A 15956-nucleotide genomic window follows, 5' to 3' on the forward strand; every position below is an offset into this window, starting at 1 on the left:
CCCGGCCCCCCCGCCCCCCCCCCCCCGGCCCCCCGCCCCCCCCCGCCGCACCCCCTCACCCCCCCCCCCCCGCCCCGGGCGCCCCCCCCCACCTACCCACCCCCCACCGCGACCCCCCCCCGCCGTTCTGCTCGGCAGGCCGAGCGCAGTCCTGCGGGCGATCAGGACGTGGCGGGCTCCGGCAGCACGTAGACGCTTCCCTGGACGGTGAGGCGGACGTTGGTGCCCGAGGAGTAGTGGGTCGGCTGGCCGAGGATCCGTGCGGTGATCCGGGTGCCGTCGTCCAGTTGGACGTCGATGAGGGCGTCGTGGCCTTGGAACAGATGGTGGCGGACGGTCGCGGGTACCCCCGGTGCGTCGGCGTCGTTCAGCCGCAGCTGCTCCGGCCGGATCAGGACCGTGACGTCCCCGCGGTGTGGGCTGGAGAGCGGGAGGGTGCCGAGTTCGGTTTCCGCAGTCCCGCCGCTGGCGGTGGCCCTGAGGAGGTTGGCATCGCCGATGAAGGTTGCCACCCACGGGTCCGCCGGGCTGCGGTAGAGGTCGGACGGGCTGGCCTCCTGCCGCACCCTGCCGTCGTGCATGACGACGACCTGGTCGGCGATGGAAAGGGCTTCGGCCTGGTCGTGCGTGACGAGGACGGCGGTGGCGTCGTCGGCGTGGAGCGCGGCGCGCAGGTCGGCGCGTAGTTCCGTGCGGAGGCTGGCGTCGAGCGCGGTGAACGGTTCGTCGAGCAGGATCAGCGGTGGACGTGGTGCCAGGGCTCGGGCAACGGCCACCCGCTGCTGCTGCCCGCCGGACAGTTGGTGGGGCATCCGCTTGCCGTACCCGGCGAGACCGACGAGGCCGAGCACCTCCTCGACGCGGCCGCTGCGCCGGGCGGCGCGGTCGAGGCCGTAGCCGACGTTGCCGGCCACGTCCATGTGCGGGAAGAGCGCGCCGTCCTGGGCGACCACAGCGACCCGTCGCCGGTGTGGGGCGACGTGCAGGCCCGGCCCGGCCACCGGCCTGTCACCGACACGGATCTCCCCGCCGTCGAGGCGCTCGAACCCGGCGATGCAGCGCAGCAGCGTGGTCTTGCCGCAGCCGGACGGGCCGAGCACCGCGGTCAGGGTGCCGGCCGCCACGGTCAGGTCGGCTGCGCGGAGTGCGTGGACCGCCCCGTAGCTCTTGCTGGCGCCGCGGACGGTGAGTGTGGTCATGGTCGGTCTTTCGGGTCGAGGGTGCGCCGGGCCAGGATCAGGGCGGGGCCGGTGGACAGCAGCACCAGCAGCGCCGCGTACGGGGCCCCGCCGGCGTAGGCGGCCACGGAGGTGTGCGTCCACAGCTCGGTGGCCAGGGTGTCGGTGTCGGTGGGGCGTAACAGCAGCGTCGCCGGTAGTTCCTTCATGCAGGTCAGGAACACCAGTGCCGCGCCGGCGCCGATGCCGGGCAGGGTGAGTGGCACGGTGACGGTCCGCAGCACTGTCAGCGGCCCGCGTCCCAGTGACCGTGCGGCCTCCTCCAGGCTTGGCGGGGCCTGGGCGGCGGCTGTCGCGACGGCACCGACGGCGAGGGGGAGGAAGAGGGCGGCGTAGGCCAGCGCCAGCAGCCAGGTGGTCTGGTAGAGCGGGTACGCCACCTGGATGCCGAAGAACACCAGGGACAGGCCGATCACCAGCCCGGGCAGCGCGTGCGTGAGGTAGGTGAGCCGGTCGATGAGGATGGCCAGCGGTCCGGGAGCGCGGGCCGACAGCAGGCCGATCGGCAGGGCGAGGAGCATTGTCAGGGCGGTGCCGAGCGCGGACACGGTGAGGGAGTTGCCGGCAGCCGTGGCGATGTCCGTCAGCGACCCGGGCCGGGAGACGCCCTCGCCCATCCAGTGCAGCAGCGCCGCGGTGGGCACCGCGAAGCTCCCGGCGGCGACGGCGAGCAGCGCGAGGACGGCCGGGATCCGCCACGCGCCGAGTGGCAGCACGGCGGCCGGGCGGCGTACCCCGCTGCCGATCTTGGCGTAGCGTGCGTCGCGCCGCCGGGTCGCGAGTTCGGCGCCGAGGATGAGCAGCGTGACGGCCACCAGGGCGGTCGAGAGCACGAGCGCGCCCGTGCGGTCGAAGCCGAGGTTGAACGAGGTGAAGACGGCGCTGGTGAAGGTCGTGACGCGCAGCATCGCGACCGCGCCGAAGTCCGACAGCACGTACAGCGCGACCAGGAGGCCACCGGCGACGAGCGCGGGGCGGATCTGGCGCAGCGTGACTCCGGTGAAGGTCTGCCACTGGTTGCGGCCCAGTGCCTGCGAAGCCTCCTCGACCGCGGGGTCGGTGCCGATCAGGGCGGCGGCGGTCGGCAGATAGACGTACGGGTAGCAGCAGGACGTGAGCACGACGACGGCCGGCCAGAAACCGTAGAAGCCGTCCAGCATCGAGATCCAGCCGTAGCTGCCGACGTAGGTGGGGATCGCCAGCGGTAGGGCAGCGAGCACCCCGAAGAACCGTCGGGCAGGCAGGTTCGTGCGGGTGACCAGCAGCGCGGCGCCGGCGCCGAGGATCAGGCAGGCGCCGGTGGTGACGGCGGTCAGCGCCAGGCTGGTCGCGGCCAGGCGCAGCAGCTCGGTGGTGAACAGTTCGGCGCGTACCCGGTCCCAGCCCGCCTCGGCGGTGCGTACGCCGAGGTAGACCAGCGGGATGAGCGCGACCGCGACGGCGGCTGTTGCGGTCGCGAGCAGTGCCGGGCGGGGCGCCAGTCGATGCCAGCGGCGCCGCCACCGGTTGCGAGGGGACGGTCGGGCGGGCGCGACCGGCTGCGCCCGCCCGGCCGGAGCGGTGGTGGTCAGGATGTCAGCCCCGAGGCCTGAATCATCTCGACCGACGCGGTCAGGGTGTCCAGATCGTTCAGGTCGATCTTCGGGGCGTGCAGGTCGGCCAGCGCGGGCAGGCCCGGAGCGGTCGGCACACCGGCGACCAGCGGGTACTCGAACGTCTTCTCCGCGAAGTAGGTCTGGCCCTCGGTGCCGAGCAGGTGGTCGACGAACGAGCGGACCTTGCTGTTTCCGGCGGAGCCGGACAGCACGCCGACGCCGGAGACGTTGAGCAGGCCCCCGGTGTCGCCGTCAGCGAAGTAGTGCAGCTTCACCTTGAGCTGCTCCGGGCTGACCCCGAGCTCCTTGGCCTTCTCGAAGAGGTAGTAGTGGTTTACCAGGCCCGCGGCGAGCTTGCCGTCCTGAATCTCGCCGACGATCACGATGTTGTTGTCGCGGATCTGGGGGGAGTTGGCAGCGACGCCGGCCAGGAACTCGCGGGCCTTGTCGTCACCGTGCTGCACCCGTAGCGCGGTGACGAACGACTGGAACGACGCGTTGGTCGGGGCGACGCCGAGCTTGCCCCTCCACTTCGGGTCGGTCATCTCCAGCACGGTGGCCGGCAGGTCGGCCGGCTTGACCTGGTCGGCGTTGTACGCCAGCACCCGCAACCGGCCGGTGACCCCCACCCAGTGCCCGCTGCGCGACCGGTACGCCGCGGGAACCTTCTGCAACACCTCGTCGGGCAGCGCGGTCAGCAGTCCCGCCTTGCTCACGGCCCCCAGGGCCCCGGCGTCCTGCGAGAGGAACACGTCTGCCGGGGATTTGGCACCCTCCTCCTGCAACTGCGCGGCCATCTGCGCGGTCGTGCCGTAGCGCACATCGACGGTGATGCCCGTCTTCTTGGTGAACTCGTCGATCAGCGGCTGCACCAGCGACTGGGTGCGGCCGCTGTAGACCGTGATGTCCTTGTCCGGCTCGCCGCTGCACGCGGTGAGCCCGGTGGCGAGGGTGGCCGCGGCGACGAGTGCTGCGGCGGCGCGCAGGCTGAGCATGAAGGCTCCTAGCAGTAGGGCAGGTGTGCCTAACCTAATTTAGGGCACCCTGATTTCGTCCGGGCGGCACCCCGACTCCCTGCGGGACCGACGCCGAGGGTGGGGGTGGGGCGATCTGCGGATAGGTTAGGGTAGGCCACCCTAACTTAGTCCATCCTAAGGTGCGCCGTGTCCCTCCTCGTCGACCATGCACTCACCGCCCCGGGCGTGCCCTTCGCATGCGGCCTGGCGCGGCACGGTGACCGGACTGCCCTGCTCACGCCCGCGGGAGCCGTGTCGTACCGTGACCTCGCCGACCGGGTCCGTGAACGAGTCGCGATCCTGGGCCCCGGACGTCGTCTCGTCCTGCTGACCGGAGCCAACCGGGTCGACACGATCGTCACCTACCTCGCCGCGCTCGCCGCCGGTCACCCGCTGCTGTTGGCGCCGGCGGACAATCCCGCCGCGCTCGCACGGCTGACGGCGACCTACGACCCCGACGTCACGTTCACGGACGACCACGCGCACCCGAGCCGGCACCGCCGGCGCAGCGCCCACGACCTGCACCCCGACCTGGCGCTGCTGCTCAGTACCTCCGGCTCAACCGGGTCGCCGCGCCTGGTCCGCCTGTCCCGGGACAACCTGCAGGCGAACGCGGAGTCGATCGCGGACTACCTGGGGATCACGTCGGCGGATCGGCCGGTCACGACCCTGCCGATGCACTACTGCTACGGACTCTCCGTGATCAACAGTCACCTGCTGCGCGGTGCCTGCCTGATCCTCAACGACCTGTCGGTGGCCGATGCCGCCTTCTGGCAGCTGGTGCGTGACACGGGTGCCACCAGCTTCGCCGGCGTCCCGTACACCTTCGACCTGCTCGACCGCGTCGGCTTCGCCGACATGACCCTGCCCACGCTGCGCTACGTGACCCAGGCCGGCGGACGACTCGCGCCCGAGCGCGTACGCCGCTACGCGGAACTCGGCCGCAGCAAGGGCTTCGACCTGGTCGTCATGTACGGCCAGACCGAGGCCACTGCCCGCATCGCCTACCTGCCCCCGGACCTGGCGGAGCGTCACCCGCACACCATCGGTGTCGCCGTGCCCGGTGGCAGCCTCCACCTGCATCCCCTGCCCGACGACGAGGGTGCACCGGACACCGGGGAACTGGTGTACCGCGGCCGCAACGTCATGCTCGGCTACGCCGAGCGCCCCGCCGACCTCGGCCGCGGCCGCACCGTCACCGAGCTGCGCACCGGCGACGTCGCTCGCCGCACACCCGAGGGCCTCTACGAGATCGTCGGCCGCCGCACGGACTTCCTCAAGATCTTCGGTCTCCGGCTCGACCTACGGCAGATCGAAACCATGCTGCGGACGAACGGGTACGCCGCCTTCGTCACCGGCGACGACGAACGGCTGCTGATCGCCGTCGAGGGCGACGCCGACCGCGACCAGCTGCACACCCTCGTCAGCCGCCACTACGGGCTGCCGCGCCACGTCGTGGACGTCCACCTGTTCGACCGCCTGCCACGGCTCGCATCGGGCAAACCCGACTACCCCGCCATCCGGGCTCTCGCCGCGACCCCGCCGCAGGCCACTCCGGCAGCCGCTGCTCCCGACCTGACCGCGCTGTTCGCGGAGGTCCTCGGTCAGAAGGAGGTCACCGCCGGACACAGCTTCGTGGACCTGGGCGGCGACTCCCTGTCGTACGTCGAGATGTCGATCCGCCTCGAGCAGGCCCTCGGCCACCTGCCGCCGAACTGGCACACCACACCGATCCGTGACCTGCGGCCCGCGCCCGCCCCTCCGCCGACGCCTGCTCGGAAGGACGGGCCGACTCCGACCGTGCCTGATCGCCGGCGCGGTTGGCGCAGTCGCGTCGACACCACCGTGGCGCTGCGCGCCATCGCCATCGTCCTCATCGTCGGCAGCCACATCCAGGTGTACGACCTACCCGGCGGCGCGCACCTTCTCCTCGGGGTGGCCGGCTACAACTTCGCCCGATTCCAGCTCACCCCGGCGCCACGACGCCAGCGCATCGCCACCCTCGCCCGCAGCACCTCCCGCATCGTGCTGGCCGCCACGACGTGGATCGGCGCGATGTACCTGCTCACCGACGACTACACCCTCGGCAGCGTCTTCCTCGTCGGGTACCTCACCGCCCCCGCGGACGGCACGAACTACTGGTGGCACTTCTGGTTCATCGAGGCGCTGGTCTACTACCTGCTCATCCTTCTCGCCGCGCTCAGTCTGCCGTTCGTCGACCGGCTGGAACGCCGCCGCCCGTTCGCTCTGCCGCTGACGCTGGCCGCTCTCGGGCTCGTCTCGCGCTACCAACTCGTGCCCGGCGTGCATCTGCCCACCCCGGTCGTCGTGTTCTGGCTGTTCGCCCTCGGCTGGGCGGCGGCCAAGGCCACCACCGTCGGCCAGAAACTGTGCGTGACGCTCGCGATCGTCGCGACCGTGCCGACGTTCTTCGGGGACCCCGGACGCGAGGCCGTCATCATCGGCGGCCTGCTCCTCATGATCTGGGTGGCCGACCTGCCCAGCGTGCCCCTGCTCAACCGGGTCGCCGCGGCCCTGGCCGCGAGTTCGATCTACATCTACCTCACCCACTGGCAGATCTTCCGGCCCGTCGATGACATCTCACTGCCCCTGGCGCTGCTGGCCAGCCTGGCGTTCGGCATCGCGTACGCCATGCTCGTCCCCCGCCTGGCCGGCAAGGCGGGGACCGTGGCGGTGCGGTGGTGCACGGGAGCTGCTCACCGCGTCTCGCAGCGTCGATCGTCGCCACCGGGTTCATCGGCACGTCGATCACCTTCGGCCGCGACGAGAACCGCCGAACCCGGTACGACAGCTCCGGCAACTCCCGGAAGCGGTTCCGCGACGTCGGCCAGCGGGCGGTACGTCGCGGTCGACCTCTGACCGTCAGAGATCCACGTCGCCGATCGCACAACTGAGCGCCGGCGGCGTTGATCTCACGGGCGAGGTGACGCGTTGCGTAGCCGGATGCCGCTGAAGCCCAGCGTGCTGGCGATCACGGCGTCCCAGAAGGGCCACAGGTTGTTCAGGACGCGTAGCTGGATGCCGGCCTCGGCATGGCAGTCGAGGAGGTCGCCTACGGGCTCGGGCGGGCCGAGTGGCTCGATCGGCTCGGCCGCGACGTGGGCGTGGGGTTCAGGGACACCGAAGGGCCGAAACCGATCGGCCGGCAGCCGGTAGGCGAACAGCCGGACCGTTCGCATCGCGTCCAGCCAGCCGTACCCGATGGCATGGACGCGGTCGCCGCAGCCGGCGCCGATGATGCTGGCCCGGTCGGCCTCCGTGGTGCCTGTGCGTAGCCAGGCCATCGCGCGGGGGCATTGTCGAGGGAACCAGTAATCGGGTGCCCGGTCGTGATCGACGGCCCAGACGAAGGCGTCTGGCTGTCGGGCGGTCGCGGCGACGTGCGGGAGGAACCGTTTGATTGTCGGGTCCTCGGAGAAGTGCAACACCTCGCCCGGCCCCGGTCGCATGTGGTCGTGTATACACCGGCGGCCGTGCGGGGCGATTCTGGGGTCGTGATCGGGAGGCTGCTCGACCGGCTCGGACCCGCCCTCGTGCCGTTACGTCGGCAGCGAGGGCGGGGCCGTGCACGGCGTCAGGGCTTGATGAGGACCTTGAGGCTCTTGCGGTCGTCCATGTCCTGGTAGCCGGCGGGCACGCCGTCGAGGTCGGTGGTGGCGTCGAACACCTTGCCGGGCTCGATGGTTCCGTCGAGGATGTCGGGCATCAGTTCCTCGATGTACGCGCGCACGGGAGCGGGGCCGCCGGCGAGGATGATGTTGTGGCGGAAGAGGCTGCCGAAGCCGATGGGCGCGTTCTCGTACTGGGGGACGCCGACGCGGCTGATCACGCCGCCGGGGCGGACGACGCCGACGGCCTGCTCGTAGGCGGACATGTGGCCGACGGCTTCGAGCACGGCGTGGGTGCCGTGGCCGCCGGTCAGTTCCCGGACCTTGGCGATGCCCTCGTCGCCGCGCTCGGTGACCACGTCGGTGGCGCCGAACTCGGTGCCCAGGTCCGTGCGGGCCCGGTGGCGGCCCATGAGGATGATCTGCTCGGCGCCGAGGCGCTTGGCCGACAGCACGGCCAGGAGCCCGACGGCGCCGTCGCCGATGACGGTGACGGAGCTGCCCTTGCGCACGCCGCCCTTGATGGCGGCGTGGTAGCCGGTGCCGAGGACGTCGGCGAGGGTGAGCAGCGACGGGATGAGCGCGGAGTCCGCGGCGACGGGCAGCTTGACGAGGGTGCCGTCGGCGAGGGGGATCCGGATCGCTTCGGCCTGCCCGCCTTCGTCGGGGATGCCGTCCAGGAAGTTGGCCTGGGGGTGGGAGCAGGAGGTCTGCAGGTTCTCGCGGCAGAACCGGCAGGTGTTGTCGGAGATGGCGAACGGGGCGACGACCAGGTCACCGCGCTTGAGGGTGGTCACCTCCGAGCCGGTGTCCTCGACGATGCCGATCAGTTCGTGTCCCATCCGGGCCGGGCCGGTTTCACGGGACATCGAGTGGTACGGGTGCAGGTCGCTGCCGCAGATACAGGACGCCGTGATCCGCAGCAGCGCGTCGGTGGGCAGCTTGATCGTGGAGTCCGGGACGTTCTCGACGCGGACATCGCCGGCACCGTACATGAGGGTTGCGCGCATGATCTTCCTTTCCTTCGATTTGTTGTGGGGGTCGTCAGACGGCGGCGTAGGTCTCGACCGCTGCGCTGGTTGTCGTGGCGTCGCCCGGTTTGGGCGGATTCGCGGCGCGGCGCGCGATGAGGGCCAACGCCACCGCGGGGACCACCGCCAGGACGACGATGGCCACGCCGACGGCGGCGGGGCCGGTGGCTCCGAGCGTGGAGGCCAGCGCCAGGCCCGCGATCCAGGAGCCGACGGCGGTACCGGCGTTGAACGCCGACACGGTCAGCGAGGACCCCAGCGTGGGCGCCCGCCCGGCGAAACGCACGGCCAGGGCGATCAGCACCGGGTTCGCGCCCAGCCCGAAGAACCCGAGCAGCACGACCACACCCGCGGTCAGCCACGGCATTCCCGATGCCAGGCAGATCATCCCAAGCAGGATCGCGGTGACGACGGGCGCCACAAGCGTGACCACGTGCGGGTGAGCGTCGCCGAGACGGCCGGCGACCAGTGACCCCACCAGGGCGCCGACGCCGAACCCGACCAGCGCCAACGGCACCAGCCGTGCCGGAACACCGGCCTGGTCGGTGAGCAACGGCGCGATGTAGGAGTACGCGGCAAGCACACCACCGGTGGTCGCCGCGCAGCCGGCAAGGGCCAGCCACAGCCGCCCGGAACGCAGCCCGGACAGTTCGGAACGCACCGACACCGACTGGGCCCGTCCCTTCTCGTGGGGGACGTGACGGGAAATCAGAGCGGTGGCGGCCAGCGCCAGGACGGCGAGCGCCCAGAACGTGCCCCGCCACCCGATGAGCTGTCCGGCGAACGCGCCGAGCGGAACGCCTAGTGCCGTAGCGAGCATGCCTCCGGCGTTCACCAGACCCATGGCCCGCGCTCCGCGCGCCGGCCCGGCGACGCGGGTCGCGACCACGGCGGACAGGGCCCAGAACGCGCCGGTCGCGAACGCGGTGATCAACCGCGCCAGCAGGAGCACCGCGAAGCTGTCGCCGACTGCCACCACGATATGGCCGATCGCGAAGACCACCAGCGCGAGGATGAGGGCCACGCGTTGCGGCAGCCGCAGCGTGAGCATCGCCATCAGCGGCGCACCGATGATCATCCCGATCGCGAACACCGTGATCAGCAGACCCGCACGGGCGACACTGACCTGCAGGTCACCGGCGATCTCCGGCAACACACCTGCCACGATGAACTCGGTCGTGCCCATCAGGAACGTCCCCAGGGCGAGGACGTAGATCAGCAAGGGCAGCGCGGCGGAACGGGCCGAGCTCGCGCCGGACCGGGAACCGCCGTTCAGGGGAGTGGATTCTCCCTGCATACATGAACTCCTGTGCAGGCTCGGAAACGTCTTCGCATCCATTTGAGCGCCGCACCGGGGCGTGAGAAAGGTGGCGTTTATCGGGGGTACAAGCTCTCCCCCCTCTGCCAGGTTCATCCGGGCCTACCGTGGGAACATGCCCGACTCGGCCGACAATCGCACCACTATCCGTGACTTCCTGATCAGCCGCCGCGCCAAGATCAGCCCGGAGCGGGCAGGGCTGCCCGCCGGTGGCCGGCGCCGTGTGCCCGGACTGCGGCGGGAAGAGGTCGCCGTCCTCGCCGGCGTCAGCACCGAGTGGTACACCAGACTGGAGAAGGGCTACATCCGCGGAATCTCCGAAGATGTCCTCGACGCCGTGGCGCGAGCACTGCACCTCGACGACGAAGAACGCACCTACCTGTTCGACCTGGCCCACGCCGCCCGGCCGAAAGCCCGCCGAAGTTCCCGACGCACTGAGGCGAAGGTCGAACCCCACCTTCAGTGGCTGATCGATTCCATCACGATGTCGGCAGCATTCCTGCGCAACGGACGTCTCGACGTGGTCGCCAGCAACGCGCTCGCCCGCGCACTGCACGAACCCATGTTCAGCAGCGACACCACCACAGCCAACGGCAGAGCGAACTTCGCCCGCTACCATTTCCTCGACCCGGCATCACACGACTTCTTCGCAGACTGGGAGGCCGGCGCCGCCTCGACCGTCGCCCTGCTGCGCGCCGAGGCCGGTCGGCACCCCGAGGACCGGCCACTGCGGGAACTCGTCGGCGAGCTCTGCACCCTCAGCGCCGAATTCCGGAAGATGTGGGCATCACACGACATCCGCATCCGGCACGAAGGAGTCAAACGTCTGCAGCACCCTGTCGTCGGCGCACTGGAGTTGACCTATCAGCCCCTCGCGCTGCCGACCCCGTCGCGCGCCGTCCACGAACTGAGCGTGTACACCGCCGAACCCGGAACGATCCACGAAGAGCGGCTGAAAATCCTCGCCACCTGGTCCGCGACCGCCATCGCAGAAGCCGCGCAACGCTCCGACTGACGACGTGGAACTCCGGCTACAAGAGCGTCGGAGAAGGATCCATTCTCTGGCCACAACCCTCCCACCGGGTGCGGCGAGGATATTCAGGCGACGGCAACGCGGCGGGTCCTCAGAATCGTCAGTCATGACCATCGCCGTTCCGGTCGGTGACTTCCTGGTGCTGCCGCCGCGCCTCGACAGGACCGCCGAGCTGCTTGCTGAATCGGCCCGGCGACGGGGCCTGGCAGTGGAGCAACTGCCTCACCCGTCAGTACCAGCTCAGCTGCGGCGGGCCCGGGGTGGGCACCTCTACGGCGGACCGGCCTTCGCCGCTGCCGTCGCCGGGGACCTCGACCTGGCGATGCTCGAACCGGCCGACGACTGGCTGGTGCAGCTGCCGTACGAGTACACCCGCCGCGACATCACTCTCACCACTCTCGGCGACGCACGCTGGTCCCGTACGCCAATGTTCGTCAAGCCGCCCCGAGACAAGACCCTGACGGCCGGCGTCTACGCCGACGGCTCCCGCCTGCCCCGTGCCGAGCGTCACCCCGCCGACACTCCGGTACTGGTCAGCGAGATCGTGACGTTCCTGGTGGAGTATCGGTTGTTCGTCCTCGACGCCGCAGTGCACGCCGCCAGCCGCTACGCCACCAACGGCCGGCTCGACCCGGCTCCCCTCGCCGCCTGCCCGAACCGTGCCGCCGTGCTCGACTTCGCCGTCAGCCTGCTCGACGCCTGCGCTGACAGCCTGCCCAGCGCCGTCGTTGTCGACGTCGGCCTCGCCAGCGACGCCGACCGCGGCGACGAACACTGGGCCGTGGTGGAGGCGAACATGGCCTGGTTCAGCACAAGCTACGCCGCCGACCCCGACCAGGTCCTCGACGTGGTGCTTCGGGCGGCCGGACCACGCCACCGCCTGGCTCCCCGCGACCACGCGTTCACAAGACCGCCCACCCCCTTCGGATAGCAGCCCCACGACGACCGACGTCGCCAACAACGCCCGCCTCGACGCCAGCCGGGACGTCACCACGGAGGAGGCACCCGGACAGCGCCTCGGGCAGTGACGAACGCCCGGCAGGGCGCACCCGCTCGGCGGCAGAGGCGGATGGGCCGACTCGCGCGGCCACGGCGTAACGACCTGCGGCCGCGTTCGGCGGTGATCTGTGGTCCGTCGTCCAGTGCCTCAGCACCAGCAGGAGCATGTTCTCCGTCGCGGGCCTCCCGGCCGCAATTGGATTGTTCGACGAGGGAGCACGGGTGACCATGGTCGGCATGGTGGGGGATCGGTGGTGAGATCGCCGTTTCAGGGCGGGCTACCGCCGGTGGATGCGGTGGTCGGCTCCGTGGTGGAGATCGCCTGTGACGAGTCCGGATTCTCGGGCACCAACCTGCTCCATTCGACCACCCCGGTGATCACGCACGCGAGTGTCGACCTGGGCGCGGACGAGGCCATCGGGCTGATCACAGCGCTGCGGTCCGGGTTCCGGTTCTCGCCGCACGAGTTCAAGTCCGGGCAGTTCCTTCGCGGCCCAGGCGCGGGTGAAGCGCTGGAGTGGTTCCTGGCGGCGCTGAAGGGCCGCGCGCACGTCCATCTGGTCGACAAGGAGTTCTTCCTCGTAACCCGGATCGTCGACCTGCTGCTGACCGAGCCGTCGTACGCGGCCGGTACCCGCCTGACGCAGGACCACCGTCCGGCCGCTCTCGCCCTGTACCGGGCCAGGCGCTCAGCCGGAAGCGACTGGGGTGTCTTCCTGGCAGCCTTCGTCGACCTGGTCCGGATCAAACGGCGGCGTCCGGATCGCCGGACCGTGGAGCGGTTCTTCCAGGCCCGGGATGCGCTGGTACGACACGGGCTCGGCACACAGGCCGATGCTGTCCTCAACGGGCTCAGTCCGACCCGCGTGTGGGCCGTACTGACCAGGCTCGACAACGACGACCGGTCGATCCCGCCACCGCTGGAGCCGATGCTGCCGGCGCTGGCGGAAACGGTCTTGTCCTGGAGCGGCGGACAGCGGCAGGTGCTGGTAATCCACGACGAGCAGAGCGCCCTCACGGCCGACCGGTTGACCCGCCTCCGGCAGGTGCTGGCCAATGGCGGCGGACCATCGGCGGCAGACGCCGAGAGAGCTGGGGCGTTGCCGGCCGGCGTATCGCCCCTGGCTGGGCTGGTGATGGTCGACTCCCGCGACGATCCGCGGGTCCAGGTCGCCGACCTCCTCGCTGGGGTGGCCCGGCGGTTGCCGGCGATCATCAACCCCGCTCTACTTCAGCCGCTGCTCTCCCCGACCTCACTGCACGATCCCGAAGGATGACACGACGACGAGTGGCACGTCGAGATCAGCGGCCCGGAGGACGTCGTGGCACACGTCCGGCTTGGCGACGAGCCGGTCGTCAGCGCGACCCGGATGGCGATCAGCGCGGCTGTAGCCAGGTCGGCCGCCAGTCGACGCACTCGAAGCGGCATGTCAGTGCACGGTGGTGAGATTGCTGGACGCGATCCTGTCGTACCCGGACGGCATGATGCTGGCGTAGCGATCGCGACGGCTCCCGCCGTCGGCGCGAGGAGAGGACGAGCTGGATGAGGGCCGGGCCGCCGCGCTGTCTCGCCATCGATCATGACGACTATCATGCCGAGTATGTGGGGCGCACCGCTGACGGCAGGCAGTTCTTCCTCACCACTCCCTTCGAACCAGCCATCCGAGGCGACGACGACGGTCAGGAGTTCGTCGCTCTGTACCTCTTCGACTCCGAGGGCCGGTTCCTGGAGGCCAGGATCGACGCCTTCGGTCCCAGAGCCCGGATGGACCGTATGGCGCGGCGGGCGGCATGTGATGCTCGGCTGAAGGAGCTTGGAGAGGTTACGTTCACCCGTATCGAGGTCGAGCCCTTCGCGATTGATCGGTTCGGTACAACCTTCGGCCTGATTCTCCGGGAGCCGGAGGACGACGACGACACGTGGTGGGTCACCGTCGAGCCCGGCGACTACATGGCCTTTACTGAGCCATGGGACAGCGGCGAGTACGACACCTGAGGTCCGTTCGGCGGGTGCACACGATTCGGCGAGCTCGTGGTTCGTACTGCTGGGCTCGCCACCTTCGTCTTGCTCGGCCGCCTGTAGATGGTCAGGGCCGACTTCTGCGGGGGTTCTCAGGGTCGCGGGCGGGGGTTCCGCCGGAGGCACCATGATCCGGTGCGCGACCATGATCTCCAGCATGACGAAGGCAGCGAAGTTCGCTCTGATCGCCGGGCCGCTCGCGATGGGCGGCTACGGCGTGGCCCGTATCATCGGCAGACTCGACAATATGTACGGGCCGGGTTTCGACTGGCAACTCGCCCATTTCCTCGGCTTGGCCGGCTTCCTCCTGTTCGTGCCACTGGTTCTGGGGCTGCGGACGCTACTGCCCGCCGGGACGGTCCGCGAAGTGGTGGTCGGCGCGACTCTGCTCGGTCTGGCGGCATCCGTGGTCCAGTTCGGAGCAGACATCGTGCAGGCATTCATGGCTGCCGACAAGGAAGAGCTGCGGAGCCTGCAGCAGGACTTCTCCGGCCTACCCGGCGTGCGACCCGCGATCTACGACGTCGGGCCACTGTTCTTCTTCGTCGGGATCGTGCTGGTCGCCGTGCTGGCCGCCAGGGCGGGCCGGCTGCCGTGGTGGAGTCCGGTGGTCATGCTCGTCGGGGTGCTGCTGCCGCCGGTGAACTTGGATCTGATGCCGTTGGCCGGGCTGTTGATGCTGGTGGCACTGCTGCCGCTGCGGCGTTCGCCCCGGCAGGTAGCGGCGGGCTGAGCCCGCAGAGCCCTTGGCTATGAGCGTATCGACCGCCCCGAACCACTGACACGCCCGACGACCACCACGCCAGCCGACCTGTGCCCCGAGAGTCCGTCCCTGCGGATCACGTCTCCATCCGTCTGTCGGAACGGTGGGTCAACGCACGTGTTCGGGGCGTACGCCGATGCCGACCAGCCGCGCGGGGAGGGCTTGCAGTGCCGGGAACCGCGTCGCCAGGCGTATCGGTGCCGGGGCGTCGATCCGGCCGCTGGCGTGCAGCAGCGGGTCGACGACGCGCCGCTGCGCGGCGCGCTGGAGGTTCTGCGTCAGCACCGTCGGAAGGTGCCGGCGCTTCTGCACCGCGGCGAGGTCGGCTTCGGTGACCGGCTGCCCGGCGGCGAGGTTCGGGCCCAGCATCCGGGCGGTGGCCGCGGCGTCCTGCACCGCCAGGTTGATGCCGACGCCGCCGATCGGGGACATGGCGTGTGCCGCGTCGCCGATGAGCAGCGCGCCGGGCACGTGCCAGCGCTGCAGCCGGTTGACCTTCACCGTCAGTAGTTTGACGTCGTCCCAGGTGGCGAGTTCACCGACTCGGTCGGCGAGGACGGGGTGCCGCCGGATCACCTGCTCCCGCAGCGCCTCCAGCCCGGCCGCGCGGATCTCGTCGTAGCCGCCCTTGGCGATGACGTACGCGCACTGGTAGTAGTCGCCGCGGTCGATGGCGAGCATCAGCCCGCCGGCGCCGACCCGCATCGCCAGGCCCTCGCCGTCGGCTGCGCGGCGCGAGATCCGGAACCACAGCACGTCCATGGGCGCGCCGTAGTCGACCGGCCGCAGGCCGAGCTCCCGGCGTACCACCGAATCACGGCCGTCGCAGGCGACAGTGAGCGACGCCTCGATCTCCAGTTCGCCCTCCGGGCTCATGGCGCGCACGCCGGTGACGGTGCCGGACGGGTCGCGGAGCAGGCTCGTCACGGTGGTGGAACGAAGCAGCGTGAAGGTGGGGAACCTCGTCGCCTCGGTTGCGAGCATCTCCAGGAAGTCCCACTGGGGAACGAAGTACAGGTAGTTGTGCGGCGTCGGCAGGCGCGTGAAGTCCGCGACGGTGTAGGTGCCGTCGTCGAAGGTGACGCGCAACGCGCCGGCCTTGCGCCCGGGCAGCACCGCCATCCGTTCGCCGAGCCCGATCTCGTCGAGCATGTTCAGTGTGGAGGGATGCACCGTGTCGCCGCGGAAGTCCCGGAGGAAGTCGGTGTGCTTCTCCAGCACGGTGACCTCCACACCCTGCCGGGCGAGCAGCAGCCCCAGGACGAGCCCCGCGGGCCCGCCGCCGACGACGCAGACACTGGCCTTCATGGGTAA

General features: G+C 70.4%; 13 protein-coding genes. 6 read left to right on the forward strand and 7 right to left on the reverse strand.

The genetic code is table 11. From position 1 onward, the window contains the following. Positions 1-161: 161 nt before the first annotated feature. The 3 genes from AB0L34_RS05315 to AB0L34_RS05325 form a co-directional block, all read right to left on the reverse strand. Positions 162-1199 (reverse strand): ABC transporter ATP-binding protein, encoded by a 1038-nt coding sequence (locus AB0L34_RS05315; RefSeq protein WP_363702069.1) that lies wholly within the window; start codon positions 1197-1199, stop codon positions 162-164. After that, positions 1196-2719 carry an iron ABC transporter permease gene (locus AB0L34_RS05320; protein WP_363702180.1) on the reverse strand — a complete coding sequence of 508 codons (1524 nt, stop codon included), beginning with the start codon at positions 2717-2719 and terminating at the stop codon, positions 1196-1198. Before AB0L34_RS05320 ends, AB0L34_RS05315 begins: the two co-directional genes overlap by 4 nt. A gap of 86 nt (positions 2720-2805) precedes the next feature. Further along, positions 2806-3828, reverse strand: a complete 1023-nt coding sequence (locus tag AB0L34_RS05325) for an iron ABC transporter substrate-binding protein (protein ID WP_363702071.1) — start codon at positions 3826-3828, stop codon at positions 2806-2808. 168 nt (positions 3829-3996) lie between these two features. On the opposite strand from AB0L34_RS05325, the gene AB0L34_RS05330 reads away from it, so the two are divergent. After that, positions 3997-6729, forward strand: a complete 2733-nt coding sequence (locus AB0L34_RS05330; protein WP_363702073.1) for an AMP-binding protein — start codon at positions 3997-3999, stop codon at positions 6727-6729. Between the two features lie 53 nt (positions 6730-6782). On the opposite strand, the gene AB0L34_RS05335 is transcribed toward AB0L34_RS05330, so the two are convergent. From AB0L34_RS05335 to AB0L34_RS05345, 3 genes are all read right to left on the reverse strand, one after another. Further along, entirely contained in the window at positions 6783-7319 is a 537-nt protein-coding gene (locus tag AB0L34_RS05335) for a DUF6886 family protein (RefSeq protein ID WP_363702075.1), read from the reverse strand. Positions 7320-7444: 125 nt separating this feature from the next. Further along, the gene (locus AB0L34_RS05340) at positions 7445-8488 is read right to left on the reverse strand and encodes a zinc-dependent alcohol dehydrogenase family protein (protein ID WP_363702077.1); all 1044 of its coding nucleotides are present in this window, start codon (positions 8486-8488) and stop codon (positions 7445-7447) included. A 34-nt stretch (positions 8489-8522) separates the two neighbouring features. Beyond that, on the reverse strand, positions 8523-9806 hold the full coding sequence (locus AB0L34_RS05345; protein ID WP_363702079.1) for an MFS transporter: 1284 nt from the start codon (positions 9804-9806) through the stop codon (positions 8523-8525). 136 nt (positions 9807-9942) lie between these two features. Between AB0L34_RS05345 and AB0L34_RS05350 the strand changes: the two genes are divergently transcribed. From AB0L34_RS05350 to AB0L34_RS05370, 5 genes are all read left to right on the forward strand, one after another. Next, a complete protein-coding gene (locus AB0L34_RS05350; protein ID WP_363702081.1) occupies positions 9943-10842 on the forward strand; it encodes a helix-turn-helix transcriptional regulator in 900 nt (299 codons plus the stop codon). Between the two features lie 124 nt (positions 10843-10966). Further along, positions 10967-11791: an ATP-grasp domain-containing protein gene (locus AB0L34_RS05355; protein ID WP_363702083.1), complete on the forward strand. Its 825-nt coding sequence runs from the start codon at positions 10967-10969 to the stop codon at positions 11789-11791. A 355-nt stretch (positions 11792-12146) separates the two neighbouring features. Further along, on the forward strand, positions 12147-13136 hold the full coding sequence (locus tag AB0L34_RS05360) for a DUF3800 domain-containing protein (RefSeq protein WP_363702085.1): 990 nt from the start codon (positions 12147-12149) through the stop codon (positions 13134-13136). Between the two features lie 266 nt (positions 13137-13402). Further along, positions 13403-13855, forward strand: a complete 453-nt coding sequence (locus tag AB0L34_RS05365) for a hypothetical protein (protein ID WP_363702087.1) — start codon at positions 13403-13405, stop codon at positions 13853-13855. 181 nt (positions 13856-14036) lie between these two features. Continuing rightward, a complete protein-coding gene (locus AB0L34_RS05370) occupies positions 14037-14612 on the forward strand; it encodes a hypothetical protein (protein ID WP_363702089.1) in 576 nt (191 codons plus the stop codon). Between the two features lie 138 nt (positions 14613-14750). On the opposite strand, the gene AB0L34_RS05375 is transcribed toward AB0L34_RS05370, so the two are convergent. Continuing rightward, positions 14751-15950 (reverse strand): FAD-dependent oxidoreductase, encoded by a 1200-nt coding sequence (locus AB0L34_RS05375; protein ID WP_363702091.1) that lies wholly within the window; start codon positions 15948-15950, stop codon positions 14751-14753. Positions 15951-15956 lie beyond the last annotated feature (6 nt).

Source organism: Micromonospora sp. NPDC052213 (assembly GCF_040679695.1).
Classification (GTDB): domain Bacteria; phylum Actinomycetota; class Actinomycetes; order Mycobacteriales; family Micromonosporaceae; genus Micromonospora.

Excerpts from the sequence above, each read along its gene's own strand:
- AB0L34_RS05345 (WP_363702079.1), bottom strand. The coding sequence starts at position 9,806 with ATGCAGGGAGAATCCACTCCCCTGAACGGCGGTTCCCGGTCCGGCGCG.
- AB0L34_RS05365 (WP_363702087.1), top strand. The coding sequence starts at position 13,403 with ATGAGGGCCGGGCCGCCGCGCTGTCTCGCCATCGATCATGACGACTAT.
- AB0L34_RS05375 (WP_363702091.1), bottom strand. The coding sequence starts at position 15,950 with ATGAAGGCCAGTGTCTGCGTCGTCGGCGGCGGGCCCGCGGGGCTCGTC.
- AB0L34_RS05355 (WP_363702083.1), top strand. The coding sequence starts at position 10,967 with ATGACCATCGCCGTTCCGGTCGGTGACTTCCTGGTGCTGCCGCCGCGC.
- AB0L34_RS05350 (WP_363702081.1), top strand. The coding sequence starts at position 9,943 with ATGCCCGACTCGGCCGACAATCGCACCACTATCCGTGACTTCCTGATC.
- AB0L34_RS05340 (WP_363702077.1), bottom strand. The coding sequence starts at position 8,488 with ATGCGCGCAACCCTCATGTACGGTGCCGGCGATGTCCGCGTCGAGAAC.
- AB0L34_RS05325 (WP_363702071.1), bottom strand. The coding sequence starts at position 3,828 with ATGCTCAGCCTGCGCGCCGCCGCAGCACTCGTCGCCGCGGCCACCCTC.
- AB0L34_RS05370 (WP_363702089.1), top strand. The coding sequence starts at position 14,037 with ATGACGAAGGCAGCGAAGTTCGCTCTGATCGCCGGGCCGCTCGCGATG.
- AB0L34_RS05335 (WP_363702075.1), bottom strand. The coding sequence starts at position 7,319 with ATGCGACCGGGGCCGGGCGAGGTGTTGCACTTCTCCGAGGACCCGACA.
- AB0L34_RS05315 (WP_363702069.1), bottom strand. The coding sequence starts at position 1,199 with ATGACCACACTCACCGTCCGCGGCGCCAGCAAGAGCTACGGGGCGGTC.